This window comes from Sphingomonas sp. 8AM, from assembly GCF_902506455.1.
GTDB lineage: Bacteria > Pseudomonadota > Alphaproteobacteria > Sphingomonadales > Sphingomonadaceae > Sphingomonas.
In genome coordinates this window covers 2,258,034-2,273,346 of the sequence record NZ_LR733844.1, presented here as the reverse complement: position 1 = coordinate 2,273,346, position 15,313 = coordinate 2,258,034, and the positions used below count along the sequence as shown (strand labels likewise).

The 15,313-nt window shown below is 66.4% G+C and carries 13 protein-coding genes and 1 tRNA gene; 11 read left to right on the top strand and 3 right to left on the bottom strand.

All coding sequences use genetic code 11. From position 1 onward, the window contains the following. The first annotated feature begins 11 nt into the window (after positions 1-11). From BACI71_RS10580 to BACI71_RS10555, 6 genes are all read left to right on the top strand, one after another. The gene (locus BACI71_RS10580) at positions 12-3,221 is read left to right on the top strand and encodes an efflux RND transporter permease subunit (RefSeq protein ID WP_159758408.1); all 3,210 of its coding nucleotides are present in this window, start codon (positions 12-14) and stop codon (positions 3,219-3,221) included. Between the two features lie 147 nt (positions 3,222-3,368). Then, positions 3,369-4,619, top strand: a complete 1,251-nt coding sequence (locus BACI71_RS10575) for a DUF445 domain-containing protein (protein WP_236552951.1) — start codon at positions 3,369-3,371, stop codon at positions 4,617-4,619. Positions 4,620-4,707: 88 nt separating this feature from the next. Then, positions 4,708-5,826, top strand: a complete 1,119-nt coding sequence (locus BACI71_RS10570; RefSeq protein WP_159758406.1) for an ABC transporter permease — start codon at positions 4,708-4,710, stop codon at positions 5,824-5,826. Further along, positions 5,826-6,782 carry an ABC transporter ATP-binding protein gene (locus BACI71_RS10565; RefSeq protein WP_159758404.1) on the top strand — a complete coding sequence of 319 codons (957 nt, stop codon included), beginning with the start codon at positions 5,826-5,828 and terminating at the stop codon, positions 6,780-6,782. The genes BACI71_RS10570 and BACI71_RS10565 overlap by 1 nt, the downstream gene beginning before the upstream one ends. A 3-nt stretch (positions 6,783-6,785) precedes the next feature. Beyond that, positions 6,786-7,751: an MlaD family protein gene (locus BACI71_RS10560; RefSeq protein ID WP_159758402.1), complete on the top strand. Its 966-nt coding sequence runs from the start codon at positions 6,786-6,788 to the stop codon at positions 7,749-7,751. Further along, positions 7,748-8,353 carry an ABC-type transport auxiliary lipoprotein family protein gene (locus BACI71_RS10555; RefSeq protein ID WP_443018462.1) on the top strand — a complete coding sequence of 202 codons (606 nt, stop codon included), beginning with the start codon at positions 7,748-7,750 and terminating at the stop codon, positions 8,351-8,353. The genes BACI71_RS10560 and BACI71_RS10555 overlap by 4 nt, the downstream gene beginning before the upstream one ends. Positions 8,354-8,548: 195 nt before the next feature. Here BACI71_RS10555 and BACI71_RS10550 read toward each other — a convergent pair whose 3' ends face one another. After that, positions 8,549-9,400 carry a peptidylprolyl isomerase gene (locus tag BACI71_RS10550; protein ID WP_159758400.1) on the bottom strand — a complete coding sequence of 284 codons (852 nt, stop codon included), beginning with the start codon at positions 9,398-9,400 and terminating at the stop codon, positions 8,549-8,551. Positions 9,401-9,490: 90 nt separating this feature from the next. On the opposite strand from BACI71_RS10550, the gene BACI71_RS10545 reads away from it, so the two are divergent. After that, positions 9,491-9,581 (top strand) — tRNA-Ser (locus BACI71_RS10545). A gap of 285 nt (positions 9,582-9,866) precedes the next feature. On the opposite strand, the gene BACI71_RS17930 is transcribed toward BACI71_RS10545, so the two are convergent. Together BACI71_RS17930 and BACI71_RS17925 are read right to left on the bottom strand one after the other, a co-directional pair. Beyond that, positions 9,867-10,253, bottom strand: a complete 387-nt coding sequence (locus BACI71_RS17930) for a hypothetical protein (RefSeq protein ID WP_236552950.1) — start codon at positions 10,251-10,253, stop codon at positions 9,867-9,869. A 51-nt stretch (positions 10,254-10,304) separates the two neighbouring features. Then, the gene (locus BACI71_RS17925) at positions 10,305-10,511 is read right to left on the bottom strand and encodes a recombinase family protein (RefSeq protein WP_236552949.1); all 207 of its coding nucleotides are present in this window, start codon (positions 10,509-10,511) and stop codon (positions 10,305-10,307) included. A 267-nt stretch (positions 10,512-10,778) separates the two neighbouring features. On the opposite strand from BACI71_RS17925, the gene BACI71_RS10535 reads away from it, so the two are divergent. From BACI71_RS10535 to BACI71_RS10520, 4 genes are all read left to right on the top strand, one after another. Further along, the gene (locus BACI71_RS10535) at positions 10,779-11,024 is read left to right on the top strand and encodes an AbrB/MazE/SpoVT family DNA-binding domain-containing protein (RefSeq protein WP_066548739.1); all 246 of its coding nucleotides are present in this window, start codon (positions 10,779-10,781) and stop codon (positions 11,022-11,024) included. Further along, the gene (locus BACI71_RS10530; RefSeq protein ID WP_159758397.1) at positions 11,021-11,407 is read left to right on the top strand and encodes a type II toxin-antitoxin system VapC family toxin; all 387 of its coding nucleotides are present in this window, start codon (positions 11,021-11,023) and stop codon (positions 11,405-11,407) included. The genes BACI71_RS10535 and BACI71_RS10530 overlap by 4 nt, the downstream gene beginning before the upstream one ends. A 76-nt stretch (positions 11,408-11,483) precedes the next feature. After that, positions 11,484-12,599 carry a metallophosphoesterase family protein gene (locus tag BACI71_RS10525; RefSeq protein WP_159758395.1) on the top strand — a complete coding sequence of 372 codons (1,116 nt, stop codon included), beginning with the start codon at positions 11,484-11,486 and terminating at the stop codon, positions 12,597-12,599. Beyond that, a complete protein-coding gene (locus BACI71_RS10520) occupies positions 12,596-15,229 on the top strand; it encodes an AAA family ATPase (RefSeq protein ID WP_159758393.1) in 2,634 nt (877 codons plus the stop codon). Before BACI71_RS10525 ends, BACI71_RS10520 begins: the two co-directional genes overlap by 4 nt. The last annotated feature ends 84 nt before the right edge of the window (positions 15,230-15,313 follow it).

The following is a 15,313-nucleotide window of genomic DNA, read 5'->3' as shown; positions in this document are numbered from 1 at the left end:
GACGGGACGTCATGGGCTTTCGCAACATCTCCGCCTGGTCGATCCGCAACCCGGTGCCGTCGATCGTCCTGTTCCTGATGCTGACGGTCGCCGGCATCGTCAGCTTCGTGCGGATGGACATCAACGAACAGCCCGACATCGACTTCCCGATCGTCTCGATCGACATCACCCAGCCGGGCGCGGCGCCCAGCGAGCTGGAGACGCAGGTCACGCAGCGTGTCGAGGCGGCGGTGCGTTCGCTGGAAGGTATCGACGAGATCCAGTCGTTCGTGTCCGAAGGTACGTCAACGACGATCGTCCAGCTCGACATCGGTACGCCGATCGACCGCGCGGTGAACGAGGCGCGCGACGCGATCACGCAGATCCGCGGCAACCTGCCCGAGGGGATCCTCGAGCCGCAGGTCGCGCGGGTGAAGATCAACGACAACGACCTCGGCAGCTACACCGCCGTCGGCACCGACATGACGCTGGAGCAGCTCAGCTGGTACATCGACAATACGGTGACCAAGGAGCTGATGTCGGTCCCCGGCATGGGCGGGGTGACGCGCAACGGCGGGGTCAGCCGCGAGATCCGCGTGATCCTCGACCCCGCGCGGCTCGCCGCGCAGGGGCTGACCGCCAGCCAGATCAACGCGCAATTGCGGCAGGTGAACCTCAACGCGCCGGGTGGGCGCGCCGAGATCGCAGGTGCGGAGCAATCGGTGCGCGTGCTGGGCAATGCGCATTCCGCCTACGAGCTGGGGCAGTTGCAGATCAACGTCGGCAACGGGCGCACCGTCCGGTTGTCCGATGTCGCGACGGTGCGCGACCTGTACGCCGAGCAGCGTTCCGCGGCGTCGGTCGACGGGCGGCAGGCGCTGTCGTTCGACTTCACGCGTGCCAAGGGCTATTCGGACGTCACCGTTTTCCGCGAGGCGAAGGCCAAGCTGGAGGCGCTGGAGAAGCGCAATCCGCAGGTCCGCTTCAAGATGCGGCTCGACGGGTCGAAATATCCGCTGGAGCAGTTCAAGACCGCGATCCATGCGATGATCGAGGGCGCGATCCTTGCGGTGATCGTCGTGTTCCTGTTCCTGCGCGACTGGCGCGCGACGATCATCTCGGCGCTGGCGATTCCGCTCTCGGCGATCCCGGCGTTCTGGTTCATGGATCTGATGGGCTTTACGCTCAACAACATGACGATGCTGGCGCTCAGCCTGGTGGCCGGCGTGCTGGTCGATGATGCGATCGTCGAGATCGAGAACATCGTCCGCCATATGCGGATGGGGAAGACCGCCTATCAGGCGTCGATCGACGCCGCCGACGAGATCGGGCTCGCCGTGCTGGCGACGACGATGGCGATTGTCGCGGTGTTCCTGCCGGTCGGGCTGATGCCGGGAATCGCCGGACAGTTCTTCAAGAACTTCGGGCTGACCGTCGTCGCGGCGGTGCTGATGAGCCTTGCGGTGGCGCGGCTCATCACGCCGATGGTCGCGGCGTATTTCCTGAAGGCCGGCGGGCACGTCGAACATGGCGGCGGCTGGCTGCTCAATACCTATCAACGGCTGCTGATCTGGACGCTCGACAGCACCCGCGCGGTGCGGGCGCGGGCCAAGGGCGGGGTGCACCGCGTCGTCGGTTACTGGCGCGACCATCGCGTGTGGATGATCGGCGCGGGCGTGCTGGCGTTCGTAGCGACGATCGCGATGTTCGCGACCTCGCCGCTGACCTTCCAGCCGGCGCGCGACATGCCGCGCTCGACGGTGACGATCACGATGCCGCCGGGCAGCACGCTGCAGACGACGCAGGGTGTGGTCGATCAGGTCTATGCGATCCTCAGCAAGCAGCCGGAGGTGGAGAGCATCTATACCCGGACGCTGGTCGGATCGGGTCGCGTGACCGCGCAATTGCGTGAAAAACGCAGCAAGACCTCGACCGAGTTCGAGCGCGCGCTGGCACCCGAATTGTCGAAGATCGCGGATGCGCGCGTCAATTTCCAGTCGCAGTTCGGCTGGGGCGACAACAACCGCGACGTGTCGATCACCCTCGGCGGGGACGATCCGGTCGTGCTGCGACAGGCCGCGGACCGGCTGGTCAAGGAGATGGGCACGGTGCCGGGGCTGCTCGCGCCGCGCATCGCGGGCGATCTCAACCGGCCGGAGATCATCATCAAGCCGCGGCTCGATCTCGCCGCCAGCCTGGGCGTGACGACCTCGGCGCTGTCGAACGCGATCCGCATCGCGACGATCGGCGACATCGACCAGAACAGCGCGCGCTTCTCGCTGAACGACCGGCAGATCCCGATCCGCGTCGCGCTGGAGCAGAGTTCGCGCTCGCGGCTGGCGACGATCCAGAACCTGCCGGTGCAGACGCTGACCGGCGGATCGGTGCCGCTGAGCGTCGTCGCCGAGATCGGCTTCGGCTCGGGCCCGACGCGCATCCAGCGCATCAACCAGCAACGTCAGCTGACGATCGGCGCCGACCTGAGCCCCGGCCAGCCGATCAGCGTGATGCTGCCCAAGGTGAAGCAGCTGCCGGCGATGAAGAACCTGCCGCTGGGCGTCGGCGAGCTGAGCGTCGGGCAGGCCAAGTGGCAGATGGAGATGCTCCAGAACTTCATCGTCGCGGTGGTGGCGGGGGTGTTCCTGGTCTTCTCCGTGCTGGTGCTACTGTATCGCCGCTTGCTGCCGCCGCTGGTCAACATGGCGTCGCTGACGCTGGCGCCGCTCGGCGGGTTGATCGCGCTGCGGCTGACCGGCAATCCGCTGTCGATGCCGGTGTTCATCGGCTTGTTGATGCTGCTGGGGATCGTCGCAAAGAATTCGATCCTGCTGATCGACTTCGCGCTGGAGGAAATGCAGGCGGGGGTGCCGTCGTATGACGCAATCGTCGACGCCGGGCACAAGCGCGCGCAGCCGATCGTCATGACCACCGTTGCGATGGTCGCGGGCATGGTGCCGACCGCGCTGTCGCTGTCGGGCGACGGGGCGTCGCGCGCGCCGATGGGGATCGTGGTGATCGGCGGGCTGATCGTCTCGACCGTGCTGACGTTGCTGATCGTGCCGGCGGCGTTCTCGCTGGCGATCGGTGTCGAGCGGCGGGTCGGGCCGTGGCTGGGGCGGCGTTTGCTGACCTATCGTCCCGGCGATGAGGGTCCGGTGATTGAGCACTCGCCCCAGGACGCGATCGGCGCGCCGCATGGCCGCATACCGTTCCGGGGCGAGGGGGAGCATCCGGCGGAGTGAGAGTGTGCGCTTCGGCGGACACATGAAGGTCGTGGGTGTCGGGCGGTCATTGGCGCATTCGACAGACATGGGCCCGTCATCGCGGGCGTAACGACGCAATGACGAGGGTCGCTTGAACTTCGCGCGCGATCGGGGATTGTTACGGGGATGATCGTTCGCGCCGCCCCTCCGCCTGCCGCCCTCGTCCGGATGCGGCGGCTTGCGGCGCTGTTGCTGGTGGTAATGGCGGCGGCGTTCTTCGCCTCGCGCGCGTTGGAGCCGCGGCATCCGGCGTGGGGCTTCGTCCGCGCCTTTGCCGAGGCGGCGATGGTCGGCGGGCTGGCAGACTGGTTCGCTGTCACCGCGCTGTTTCGCCATCCGCTCGGGCTGCCGATCCCGCATACCGCGATCATCCCGCGCAACAAGGACCGGATCGGCGACCAGCTCGCGCAGTTCCTGCGCGAATATTTCCTGATCCCGGCAGTGGTCGCGCGGCGGATGCAACGGATCGACGTCGCTGCGGCGGCCGGGCGCTGGCTCGCCAACCCGCGCGGGGGAGTCGGTAGCCGGCTGACGCGCGGGATCTCGCGGCTGGCGACCGAGGTGTTGCAGGCGCTCGACCAGGAGCGGCTGGGCGGGATGGTGCGCGCGATGCTGGTGGCGCGCGTGCGTGCGACCGAGCTGTCGCCGATGCTGGGCCGCGCGCTGGCGGCGGCGATGGCGGAGGAGCGGCATCGCCCGGTGATCGATGCGCTGGTGCGCTGGATGCGCGGTGCGCTGGCGTCTAACGAGCATCTGATCCGCGCGATGGTTCATGATCGCGCGGGCACGGTGCTGCGCTGGACCGGGCTGGACGAGACGCTGGCGAACAAGATCATCGATGGCCTCGACAAACTGGTCGCGGAGATGGCCGACAACCCCGAGCATCCACTGCGCCTGAAGGTCGAGGAAGCGATGGCGGGCATCGCCGAGCGGCTCCAGCACGATCCCGAGATGCGCGCGCGCGTGGAGACGGTGAAGATCGAGCTGCTCGAAAACCCGGCGATGCAGGACTGGATCAACGGACTGTGGGAGCAGGCGCGCGCCGCGATGTTGCGCGCGGCGCGCGACCCCGATGCGCTGATGGCGGGCAAGCTCGGCGAGGCGCTGCACCAACTGGGTGCGACCTTGCAGGACGACCCGCGGCTGGGGCGGATCATCAATCGTTTCGTGCGGCGCGCAGCAGTGGGGGCGGCGGCCGATCACGGCGATGCGATCGTGCGGCTGGTATCCGAGACGGTGCGCGGCTGGGATGCGCAGACCGTGACGCAGCGGCTCGAAAATGCGGTGGGCAAGGATCTGCAATTCATTCGCATCAACGGGACGCTGGTCGGCGGGCTGGTCGGCGTGGTGATCCACACCGTCGACGTGCTTTTGTGAGCGAGCGATCACAAAAGTGGTACGCGCGCGGAACGATTGCGGTGCTGGGCGCTTGTGACGTGATGAGCTTTGCCGCATGGATCGACCGATGAGTGCGGCTGCCGACTTCAGCATGGATCGTGACGGCGCTGCGGGCGGCGCACAGGTGTTGCGCGTGACCGGCGACCTGTCGCTGGCGCGGCTCGGCGACTTGCCGAACCGGCTGGAGAAGCAGGACGGGCAGGTGGGGGTCGTCGACCTTTCCGCGGTTGAGCGGATCGATACGATCGGCGCCTGGGTGATCCACCGCTTTGCCCGCCAACACGGCGCGCGGATCGAGGGGCTGAGCGGCGACGGGCAGAACCTGCTGGAACAGGTGCAAGCCGCGGACCAGCCGGTGCAGATGCGCCCGCAATCGCGTTCTGCGTTCGGGCGCGTGCTGGCCGAGATCGGCGAATCGACGGCCAATTCGGCGCGGACCGCGCTGGGGCTGCTCGGGTTCATGGGCGAGACGGTGATCGCGTTCGGCGGGGTCATCCGCCACCCCAGCCGCTTCCGCTTCAATGCGACGGTGCAGCGGTTCGAGGTGGTCGGCGTTTCGGCGCTGGGCATTATCGGGCTGATGAGCTTCCTGATCGGCGTGGTGATCGCACAGCAGGGGGCGGTGCAGCTCCGCCAGTTCGGTGCCGAGGCGTTCACGATCAATCTGGTCGGCCGCATCTCGATGCGCGAACTGGGCGTGCTGATGACCGCGATCATGGTCGCGGGGCGCTCGGGCTCCGCGTTCGCGGCGCAATTGGGCACGATGAAGCTGACCGAAGAGATCGATGCGATGCGCACGATCGGCGTCTCGCCGATGGAGGCGCTGGTGCTGCCGCGCACGATCGCCGCGATCGTGCTGATGCCGCTGCTCGGTTTCTACGCCGCGGTCCTGTCTGTCTTCGGCGGCTGCCTGTTGTGCTGGTTCGCGCTCGACATCCCGCCGATCGCGTTCGTTGCGCGCATTCGCGAGGTGGTGCCGATCACCGACGTGTTCGTCGGGCTCATCAAGGCGCCGGTGTTCGGCGCGATCATCGCGGTCGCCGGGTGCTTTCAGGGAATGCAGGTGAAGGGCGATGCCGAACAGGTCGGGCTCAAGACCACCTCGGCGGTGGTGCAGGCAATCTTCATGGTGATCGTCGTCGACGCGTTCTTCGCGGTGTTCTTCGAACAGATCGGCTGGATCTGATGCCGCAGCACAATGCCAGCCGACCCGACACCGCGCCGATCATCAAGGTGACCGGGCTGCGCAACGAATTCGGCGATCAGGTTATCCACGACAACCTCGACCTAGAGGTGCGGCGTGGCGAGATCCTCGGCGTGGTCGGCGGCTCGGGCACCGGCAAGTCGGTGCTGATGCGCTCGATCATCGGGCTGCAATCGCCGACGCAGGGCGAGGTGGAGGTGTTCGGCGAGCCGACGCTCGACCGGAGCGAGCATGACACGGTCGAGGTTCGCAAGCGCTGGGGCGTGCTGTTCCAGGGTGGCGCGTTGTTCTCGACGTTGACCGTCGCCGAGAATGTGCAGGTGCCGCTGCGCGAATTCTATCCCGACCTCGACCTTGCGCTGCTCGACGAGATCGCGTCGTACAAGGTGGTGATGACCGGGTTGCCGGCCGACGCTGGGCCGAAATTTCCCGCCGAGCTGTCAGGCGGCATGAAGAAGCGGGCCGGGCTGGCGCGCGCGCTGGCGCTCGATCCCGAACTGCTGTTCCTCGACGAGCCGACCGCCGGGCTCGATCCGATCGGTGCGGCTGCGTTCGACGATTTGACCAAGGCACTCCAGAAGACGCTGGGGCTGACGGTGTTCCTCATCACCCACGATCTCGACACGCTCTACGCGATCTGTGACCGCGTCGCGGTGCTCGCCGACAAGCGCGTGATCGCGGTGGGGACCATCGACGAGTTGCTGGCGCTGGATCACCCGTGGATCCAGGAATATTTTAACGGGCCGCGTGGCCGGGCGGCGGTCGCCTCGCGGGAGCGGAGTGCGGCGAGCGACGCTGCCGCGCACCCGACCGAGGTGGCGCAGCTGCAAAGCGGGCAGCGCTCGCAGGGTGGCATGGCGGACGATTATGCGCGCGGCGCGGATACGGCGGATTACGGCAGGTCGGCCGGCGCCTCCGGGCCGGGCGAGAGGGGCTGAGAGATGGAAACGCGTTCGAACCATGTCCTCGTCGGCGCGGTGGTGCTGATCCTGCTGGCGCTGGTGGCGGTCTTCACGGTGTGGATCGCCCGGATCGGCGGCGCGGAAGAGCGCGACTATGACATTTTCTTCCGGCAGGCGGTCGACGGTCTGGCGAAGGGATCGTCGGTGACCTTCTCGGGTGTGCCGTCGGGGCAGGTGAAGAGCATCTCGCTGTGGAAGCCCGATCCGCAATATGTGCGCGTGCGGATCAGCGTAAACAACGACACGCCGATCCTGCGCGGCACCACCGCGACGATCCAGGGCAGCTTCACCGGCACCAGCACCGTCAGCCTGGACGGCGCGACCAAGGGCGCGCAGCCGATCACGTGCCCCGACGGCGACGCCGCCAAGAGCGTCTGCCCGCTGGGCGTGCCAGTGATCCCGACCAAGACTGGCGGGATCGGCGCGATCCTCAATTCCGCGCCGCAATTGCTAGAGCGACTGTCGACGCTGACCGAGCGGTTGACGGGCATGTTGAGCGACCGCAACCAGGCGTCGATCGCCGGCATCCTCGACAATACCAATCGCCTGACCGACGCGCTCGCCGATCGTGGGCCGGAGATTGCCGCGACGCTGGCACAGACGCGGATCGCGATCCAGCAGGCGGGCAATGCCGCCGAGCAGATCGGCGCGCTGGCGCAAACCACCAACGGCGTGCTGGCGAACGACGTCCAGCCGGCGATGGCCAATCTCAACAAGGCGATCACCTCGGCGCAGCAGAGCGCGGATACGCTCAATTCCGCGATCGGCGATGCGCGACCGGGGCTGACGACGTTCAGCAAGCAGACGATCCCGCAGGTCAACCAGCTGGTGCGTGATCTGCGCGTGACCGCCTCGTCGCTGAAGTCGATTAGCGAGCGGGTCGAGCAGGGTGGCGCCAGCTCGCTGGTGGGGCAGCCGGCGCTGCCGGACTATAAGGGGAAGTGACCGTGCGTGCTTTGGCGAACAAGCTCCTGATCGTCGCGGCGCTGGTGCCGCTGGCCGGCTGCATCCGGTTCGGCGCGTCGCCGCCACCGTCGCTGTTGACGATCGCGCCGCAGGTACAGCCGGCGGCGGGGACGGTGCAGAACTCCGCGACCGGCCGCGCGATCGTGATCGAGGTGCCGGCGGTGCCGCAGTCGATCGCCGGGACGCGCGTGCCGGTGCAGGCGACCGACACGTCGCTCGCCTATGTCAAGGACGCACAATGGGCCGAGCCGCCGGCGCGGCTGTTCGCGCGGCTGCTGTCCGATACGCTGACCGCGCGCGCGCAGATGGTGGTGCTGTCGCCGGCGCAATCGTTCGACTCGCCGAGTGCGACGCTCGGCGGTGAGCTGCGGACCTTCGGGGTCGATGCGGTGCAGCGGCAGGCGGTGGTGACCTATGATGCGTCGTTCACGCCGGCGGGCAAGCCTGCGGTCGAGAAGCGCCGCTTCGAGGCGCGGGTGCCGGTCTCTGCGATAGATGCGGCGCAATCCGGCACCGCGCTGAGCCAGGCAGCCAATCAAGTGGCGCAGCAGGTGTCCGACTGGATCGGCGCGCAGCGGTAGGATCGCCCGTCCGAACGTTCGCCGGGGAGCCACGTTTCCCGGCAACGAAGTCGTGCGGACCTGCTCGCCCCGCTCACGTCCCCCCGTCAGCGCGGACGGGATCCGGCATCCCGGTTCTTCCGACGTGGTTGCGGCATCAAGCGAGGGCCCGGCGTGGCACCGGGGCGTCGAGAGGACGATCAAGCCCTCGTAATTTCACGGCACCCGCCGCACTTCCAGCGGCACCTCGCACACCTCGATCCCGCCACCGCCGACCGTCGGCGCGGGCGGATTCTCGCGCCGCCGGATCATCGCCGCGAAGCGCGGATTGTCGGCGGAGCGGTACTGATAGCGCGGGCGCTCCGCCGCCGGGATGTCGCTGGCGAGCCGTATCTCGACGATCGGTGTGCGCTCGGCTGGGTTGGCGTAGAAGCCCATCGGCGCGTCGCTGCGCGGCAGGGACGACAGATAGTGCATCCCCGCGATGATCCGCCCGACCAGCGCGTAATTGCGGTCGAGCCGCCGCGCCGACTGCCCGATCGGCGTCGACATTTCTGCCCCCGATCCGGAAGTCGGGTCCGCATCGCGCGCGACATTGACCATGCCATAGCAATGCGTCAGCCACGCGTGGCCGCGCCTGTCGCTGGCGACCGGCCAGCCGTCCGCGGTGATCCCCGACACCACGGAATGCGGATCGGCGCGCGTCAGCGTCTGCGCGGGCGCGAAGCGCGCGATCTCGAACTCGGGCGGCAGATGCGTCGGTACGCCGGGGGCGAGCGGCTTCTTCTCGCTGGCGTCGCCCCATTGCGCCACCCAGTTCTCCTGCACGCGGTAGACGCTCAGTCGGTCCCACCAATGTGCGTGCGCGAGCGCTCGTATGCTGGCGACGTGTAGCGGCGCATAGGTCGCGGCGAGCCGGATCACGACGGTACGATCACCCGCCAGCCGCATCACGAGCAGCTCGTCATCCGGGATGGTGCGCCAGTCGCTTTCGACCGGATCATGGGGCGCGGGCACCGCAGCGGCGGGCGCCTGGGCAAGCAGTAGCAAGGCAGCGAGCGTCGACATGCCCGCAGCGTGCCGCATCGTCGCGCACGAGGCAATCGACGCGCTTGCGCACGGTGGCGACTCCGACTAGTGCCGCCCTTCCAAGCATGCGGAGCGGTGGCCGAGTGGTCGAAGGCGCTCGCCTGGAAAGTGAGTATACGTCAAAAGCGTATCGAGGGTTCGAATCCCTCCCGCTCCGCCAAAAACCGCCTTTTTACAGGCCGTTAGCAGTTCGGCTGTTTATTTTGCCCACTTAGATGCCCACTTTCAGTCTGGTCGCTGGCGACCAATGGTGGACGTACGCGAACTAGTTGGCTTTCTAAGAGCAAGCCAGCCATACTGCGGTAGGCCTGTGTAATCGGAGTGTTCCTTCACGAGGCAGTTTCGCAGATCGACGCGTCAGTTCCACGACCGCGAACGTACGTGTGCTGAGTTCGCCGCAAGGGGAGGATGGACCGTCGGGGAAGGAAGGGCGACCGCCCCATAATTAGTTAGTCGTTTCGGCGCCCGGCTCGGCGTTGGGCAGCCGACGATCGCGAGCGATCTTCGCCAGTAAGGTGCGGCTGCATCCGGTTGCATCCATGATCTCTCGCCATGTGCGGCCGTTGCTCAGCAGAGAGGAGATTGCAGCGTTGCGGGCCTTGTTCGCTGGACGGCCTTTATAGAGCCCGGCCGCCTTCGCCTTGGCAGTACCCTTGGTTTGACGGCGACGCCGATCCTCATAGTCCTTGCGCGCGACCGCTGCGAGGACGTCGAGCATCATGGCGTTGACCGCCGCGAACATGCGGTCGGTGAACTCGTCAACCGACGCAGTCAGGCTCCACGATGTCGGAAGATCGAGAGCAACGATGCGGACCTCCTTGGCGTCGATCAAGCCGCGCAGTTGCTGCCAGTCGCTGGATGTCAGGCGAGACAGCCGATCAAGCTACTCCACCAGCAGAACGTCACCAGACTCACAGTCCGCGAGCAAGCGGAACAACTCAGGCCGATCCAGCTTAGCCCCACTCTCATTTTCAACGTAGCGCGCTGCGATCCGTAAGCCTCGCTCCGCCGCGAATACATCGAGAGCTTCGCGTCCGCGTGACGCGTCCTGCTCGGAGGTAGACGCGCGGAGGTAGGCTCGGATGAACATGCTCCAGTCTTCGATACGTGGTGCTTGTTTGCCCAGTCCTTTTTAGATGGTTTAGAGGCCTATAAAGAACTAGCTATGTGCCGATCTTAGTAAGGTATACCTAAAACGTACCTACCGAGATAGGTGTTTAGCACGGCTGTGACGGTATGCCACACGACGGTACAAGAGACATAAGAATGAGATTGGAGCATCAAGACCCACTCGTTGCCTAAGACGGCCAGCTCAGCTATGCGATACCAGTGTAACCACAGGGGCGGGTGTGTCATTATGACCTTGCAAATCAACATCACGCCCAACGGGCGCATGAGCCTGCCGGCGGACGTCCGGAAGCGTCTTGGTCTGAGTGGCGGCGGTGCGGTCTACCTGGACGAAACCGAGGATGGCGTAGTGTTGCGGACGGCAGGCCAGGCGGTGGCACGCGCCCAAGCGCTAGCCAAGCAGTACACCGGCGGTAACCCCGACGCATCCGTTGACGCGTTTCTTGCCCGACGTCGCGAGGAGAGCGGCGAATGAGCGTAGTTCTGGACGCGTCGGCGATCATTGCCATGCTCAAGGGCGAGCGTGGAGCGGCAAAGGTCGCGGCTGAGATCGGTGGGGCGCGGGTAAGTAGCGTCAACTATGCCGAGGTCGTCAGCCACTTCGTCCATACCGGCATGCCCGAGCGCGAAGTCGATGCGATGCTCGATCCAATACCGCTGACGGTCGTGCCGGCCGACAAGGCACTCGCGCAGATTGCCGGGCGGTTACGGGCGGCAACAGCCGAGGCGGGGCTTAGCCTCGGTGACCGCTTCTGCCTGGCCCTCGCGCGGCGCGACGGCCTGCCCGCGTGGACGAGTGACCAGAACTGGAAGAAGATCGCCGATGCCGTTGAGGTCAAGGTTATCGCGATCCGCTGACTTTACATGGTGGCGGGGTAGGGGGGGGCAGGACGTCCCGCTCGACAGCCATAACCCGCACCGCCAGAAGGTTTCCATGTTACGCCTGATCCACACAGCCGACTGGCAACTCGGCAAGCCGTATGGTCGCTTCGACAGCGACGTGCGCGCCGCCCTTAGCGAGGCGCGGTTCGATGCGATCGACGCGATCGGCAAAGCTGCAACCGAGCATGACGTCGCGCACGTGCTGGTGGCGGGCGACGTATTTGACACAGAGGGACCGGAAGACCGGGTGATCGTGCAGGCGGTGTCGCGAATGCAGCGCTATGCCTGTACCTGGTGGCTGCTGCCCGGCAACCACGACTTCGCCCGCAATAGCGGCTTGTGGGACCGTGTCCGCGCCAAGGGCGTCGCCAATGTCCGCATCCTTGCCGAGCCGGTGCCATACGAGTTGGAGCCCGGGCAGTGGCTGCTGCCGGCACCGCTAACCCACCGGCACAATCTCGACGATCCAACCGCGCTGTTCGACACGATGGAGGCGCCAGGCGCGAGCTTACGCATCGGTCTCGCTCACGGCTCGATCCGCGACTTCTCATCGCGCGGCGAGGCGCAGAACCAGATTGCGCCCGATCGCGCGCAGCGCTCCAACCTCGACTATTTTGCGCTCGGCGACTGGCACGGAAGCCTCAGGATCGATGCGCGTACCTGGTACTCCGGAACGCCGGAAACCGACCGCTTCCAGCGGGATGAGCCGGGCTACGCTCTGCTCGTGACGCTTGAGGCCGGGGCGGAGCCGTCGGTGTCGCCAATCCGTACTGGCAGGTTCCAGTGGCTGATGCGTTCGTGGACGGTAGCCGACGCGGAGGGCTTTGCCGCCGAGTGCGACCGGCTGCTCGCGCAGGTCGAAGCATCGGCAACCCTCTTGCAGCTCTCGCTCTCGGGTATCGTCAGTCTGTCCGATCGTATCGCGATCCTTGCGCGCCTCGACAATGACCTGCGCCACCGCCTCCGCCATCTGGCGGTCGTCGCCGACGATCTCGTCGGTCGGCCGAGCGAACAGGATCTGGCAGACCTGCGAGTCGAGGGGATGATCGGCACGGCCGCGGCCAAGCTGATGAGCCTGATAGAGGCCGGTGGCAGCGACGGCGCCATGGCTAGGCGGGCGCTCGAGCGCCTGTTCGTAGAACATCAGCGTGGGCAAGACGCGGCATGAGCCTTCGGATCCGGCGCATCGCGCTTTCAAACTTCCGCAAATACCGCGACCCCTACGTGCTCGACGGGCTGACCGATGGGCTGAACGTCATCATCGAGCCCAACGAGACCGGCAAGTCGACGCTGTTGGAAGCGATACGCGCCGCCTTCTTCATCCGGCACAACACCGCCAACCGGCTTGCGCGTAGCTATGCGCCTTACGGTGAGGCCGTCGCCCCGCAGATCGAGATCGGCTTTGAGGCGAAAGGTGAGGCGTGGGAAGTCAGCAAGCGCTTCCTGAAGAGTGCCTCGGTTGAGGTTCGCGGACCAAACGGGCGTGCCCAGGGCGAGGATGCCGAGGCGCAGCTGCAAGCACTGCTCGGTGCGCGTCGCGACACCAGCCAGGGCGGCGACGCAACCGCGCACGGCGCACTCGGCCTGCTGTGGGTTGGGCAGGCGCAGGCGCTTGAAGTGACGGCGCCGGGTGAGGTTGTGCGAGACAGCGTTCGCGCTACCCTGGAAGCTGAGGTCGGCACCATTATGGGTGGTGCCGCCTACCAGCGTGTCCGCCCCCGCATCGACAGTCAGTACGCGGAATTCTGGACCAACAGCGGTCGGCCGACCGGCCGCCAGACTGCGGCACGCGACGAGCATGAGGCAGCACAACGCGCCGCGAGCGAGGCGGCAACTCGGCTTGCCGCACTCGAGCAGGGCTTCTCAGACCTTGAGGCTGCGCGGGCGCGGCTGAAGGTGCTCGATCGCGATCTTGCTGATACCGGCGATGCTGAGCGGCGTCGGGCGCTGGTAGGCCACCTCGACGTGGCGCGTTCTGCCGCTCAGCTGCTCGACACACGCCGCGCCGAGCAGGGCCGCCTTGTCGACCGTGTCAGGGCATTCGAGGATCTCGCATCGCGCCTAGCAACTGCACGCAAAACTGTCGTCGACACGGCTAAGGCGCTCAGCAAGGTACGGGATAGCCGATCCGGCCTGGTTGGGGAGCTGGCGGCCGCGCAGGAACGAGCGACGACAGCCCGTGAGCTGCTAACCCGTGCTCGTGACACTCGGCGGACTGTCCACGCGGCACTTGACGCTGCTCGGATACGGGCTGCGGAGCGCGAGCGCCGGGGTGCCACCGGCGAGGCACGACGGCGATATACTGAGCTGGTTGCGCTGGAGGCCGAATACGAAACGACGCGGCAGCTCGCGACTGCGGTGATCCCCACCCCCGTCATCAAGGCCCTCGAGGGACGTGAACGTGCCGTGGACAAGGCACGGGCGGCTATGGATGCCGGTGCGACGCGGATCGAGTTCGCGGGCGATGTCAGCGGCCTGATGATAGACGGAGCTGCGGCGGAGCGTGGAGATCGGATGCTGTCTCGCGAGACGCACATCCGACTTGGCGATGCCGAACTGATCATCCGACCGCCGGTCGGACTGCAAGGTGCCGAAACGATACTTGCCAACGCGACAGATGATCTGAACGCAGGCTTGGCTGAGCACGGAGTGGAGAGTGTGGCTGCGGCGCGCGCGCACAACGAGGCCGCGCGAGACGCGGTCGCTAACCTTCGCACGCTTGAAGCGCGGATCGTCGGGATCACACCTGCCGTGACGATGCTCGACATCGAGGCTGGTGCCTCGGCCCTGAAGCTCTTCATCGCCGGACTGCGGGAAGGCGCGGAAGGGGAGGGGAGTGGCGAAGAACCAGACGTTGAGGCGCTGACCATCAGATTAGGTGAGGCTGATACGGCGCTAGCTAAGGCTGAAGGTGTCGATGCTGTGGCATCCGAGCAGTTGCGCGAAGTGGAGGCGCGCAATGCTCCATTGATGGTGCAGGAAGCTGGCGCCGAGCGGGATGCGCTGAACGCCACGGCACAGCTTGCCACCCTGGAAGCCAAGCCCGAGGTTGCCTCGCTTGACGACGCTTTGCGCGATGCGCGCCAGCAGGAGGCGGCAGCGCTCGTCAACCTGCAGGATGCCGAACGCGCGGCGACTGCGCATGACGTTGTGACGATCGAGCGGCAGATCGGACTGCTGGACAAGCGGGTCGATGTTGCCCGGGGCCAGCACACTGATTTGCAAAAGGTGATTGCCGGGCTCGAGGCGCGGATCGAGGCGGAAGGCGGCAAAGGGCTGGCCGACCGCGCCGCGATCGCACGGGAGGAGGCGGATGCCGCAGTTGCTAACCTAGCACGTGTGACGCAGGAAGCGGAGACGCTGAAGCTGCTTCGCGACACGTTGGAGAGTGCACGCGCCGAGACGTCACGGACGTTCGTCGGGCCGGTGGCACGACGTGCGCGCCGGCACATCGAACGGCTACTGCCGGGGGCTGATCCCGGCTTTGGTGAAGACCTTGGCCTGGCGTCGATTGCGCGGGGCGGTTTGGGCGAGAATTGCGGCGATCTCTCCAGGGGCACGCAGGAGCAGCTGGCGGTTCTCACTCGGCTCGCCTTCGCCGACATGCTCCTTGAGCAGGGAATGCCAGTATCGCTGATCCTGGACGACCCGCTGGTCTATTCGGACGATACCCGCCTCGACCTCATGACCGAGATTCTGACGGAGGCGGCAACGCGGATGCAGGTCATCCTGCTCACCTGTCGTGACCGTGCCTTCCGCCACCTTGGCAATCGGCTTAGCCTGACGGGAAGTCGGTAGCGAAACTATACATTCTGGTGGAAGCGGCTGGTCCGCTTTGGAGCGCCAAATTGGCATAAATGCCCGTTCGTTCAGCTCTGATGA

Excerpts from the sequence above, each read along its gene's own strand:
- BACI71_RS10580 (WP_159758408.1), top strand. The coding sequence starts at position 12 with ATGGGCTTTCGCAACATCTCCGCCTGGTCGATCCGCAACCCGGTGCCG.
- BACI71_RS10575 (WP_236552951.1), top strand. The coding sequence starts at position 3,369 with ATGATCGTTCGCGCCGCCCCTCCGCCTGCCGCCCTCGTCCGGATGCGG.
- BACI71_RS10570 (WP_159758406.1), top strand. The coding sequence starts at position 4,708 with ATGAGTGCGGCTGCCGACTTCAGCATGGATCGTGACGGCGCTGCGGGC.
- BACI71_RS10565 (WP_159758404.1), top strand. The coding sequence starts at position 5,826 with ATGCCGCAGCACAATGCCAGCCGACCCGACACCGCGCCGATCATCAAG.
- BACI71_RS10560 (WP_159758402.1), top strand. The coding sequence starts at position 6,786 with ATGGAAACGCGTTCGAACCATGTCCTCGTCGGCGCGGTGGTGCTGATC.
- BACI71_RS10550 (WP_159758400.1), bottom strand. The coding sequence starts at position 9,400 with ATGTCGACGCTCGCTGCCTTGCTACTGCTTGCCCAGGCGCCCGCCGCT.
- BACI71_RS17925 (WP_236552949.1), bottom strand. The coding sequence starts at position 10,511 with ATGTTCATCCGAGCCTACCTCCGCGCGTCTACCTCCGAGCAGGACGCG.
- BACI71_RS10535 (WP_066548739.1), top strand. The coding sequence starts at position 10,779 with ATGACCTTGCAAATCAACATCACGCCCAACGGGCGCATGAGCCTGCCG.
- BACI71_RS10530 (WP_159758397.1), top strand. The coding sequence starts at position 11,021 with ATGAGCGTAGTTCTGGACGCGTCGGCGATCATTGCCATGCTCAAGGGC.
- BACI71_RS10525 (WP_159758395.1), top strand. The coding sequence starts at position 11,484 with ATGTTACGCCTGATCCACACAGCCGACTGGCAACTCGGCAAGCCGTAT.
- BACI71_RS10520 (WP_159758393.1), top strand. The coding sequence starts at position 12,596 with ATGAGCCTTCGGATCCGGCGCATCGCGCTTTCAAACTTCCGCAAATAC.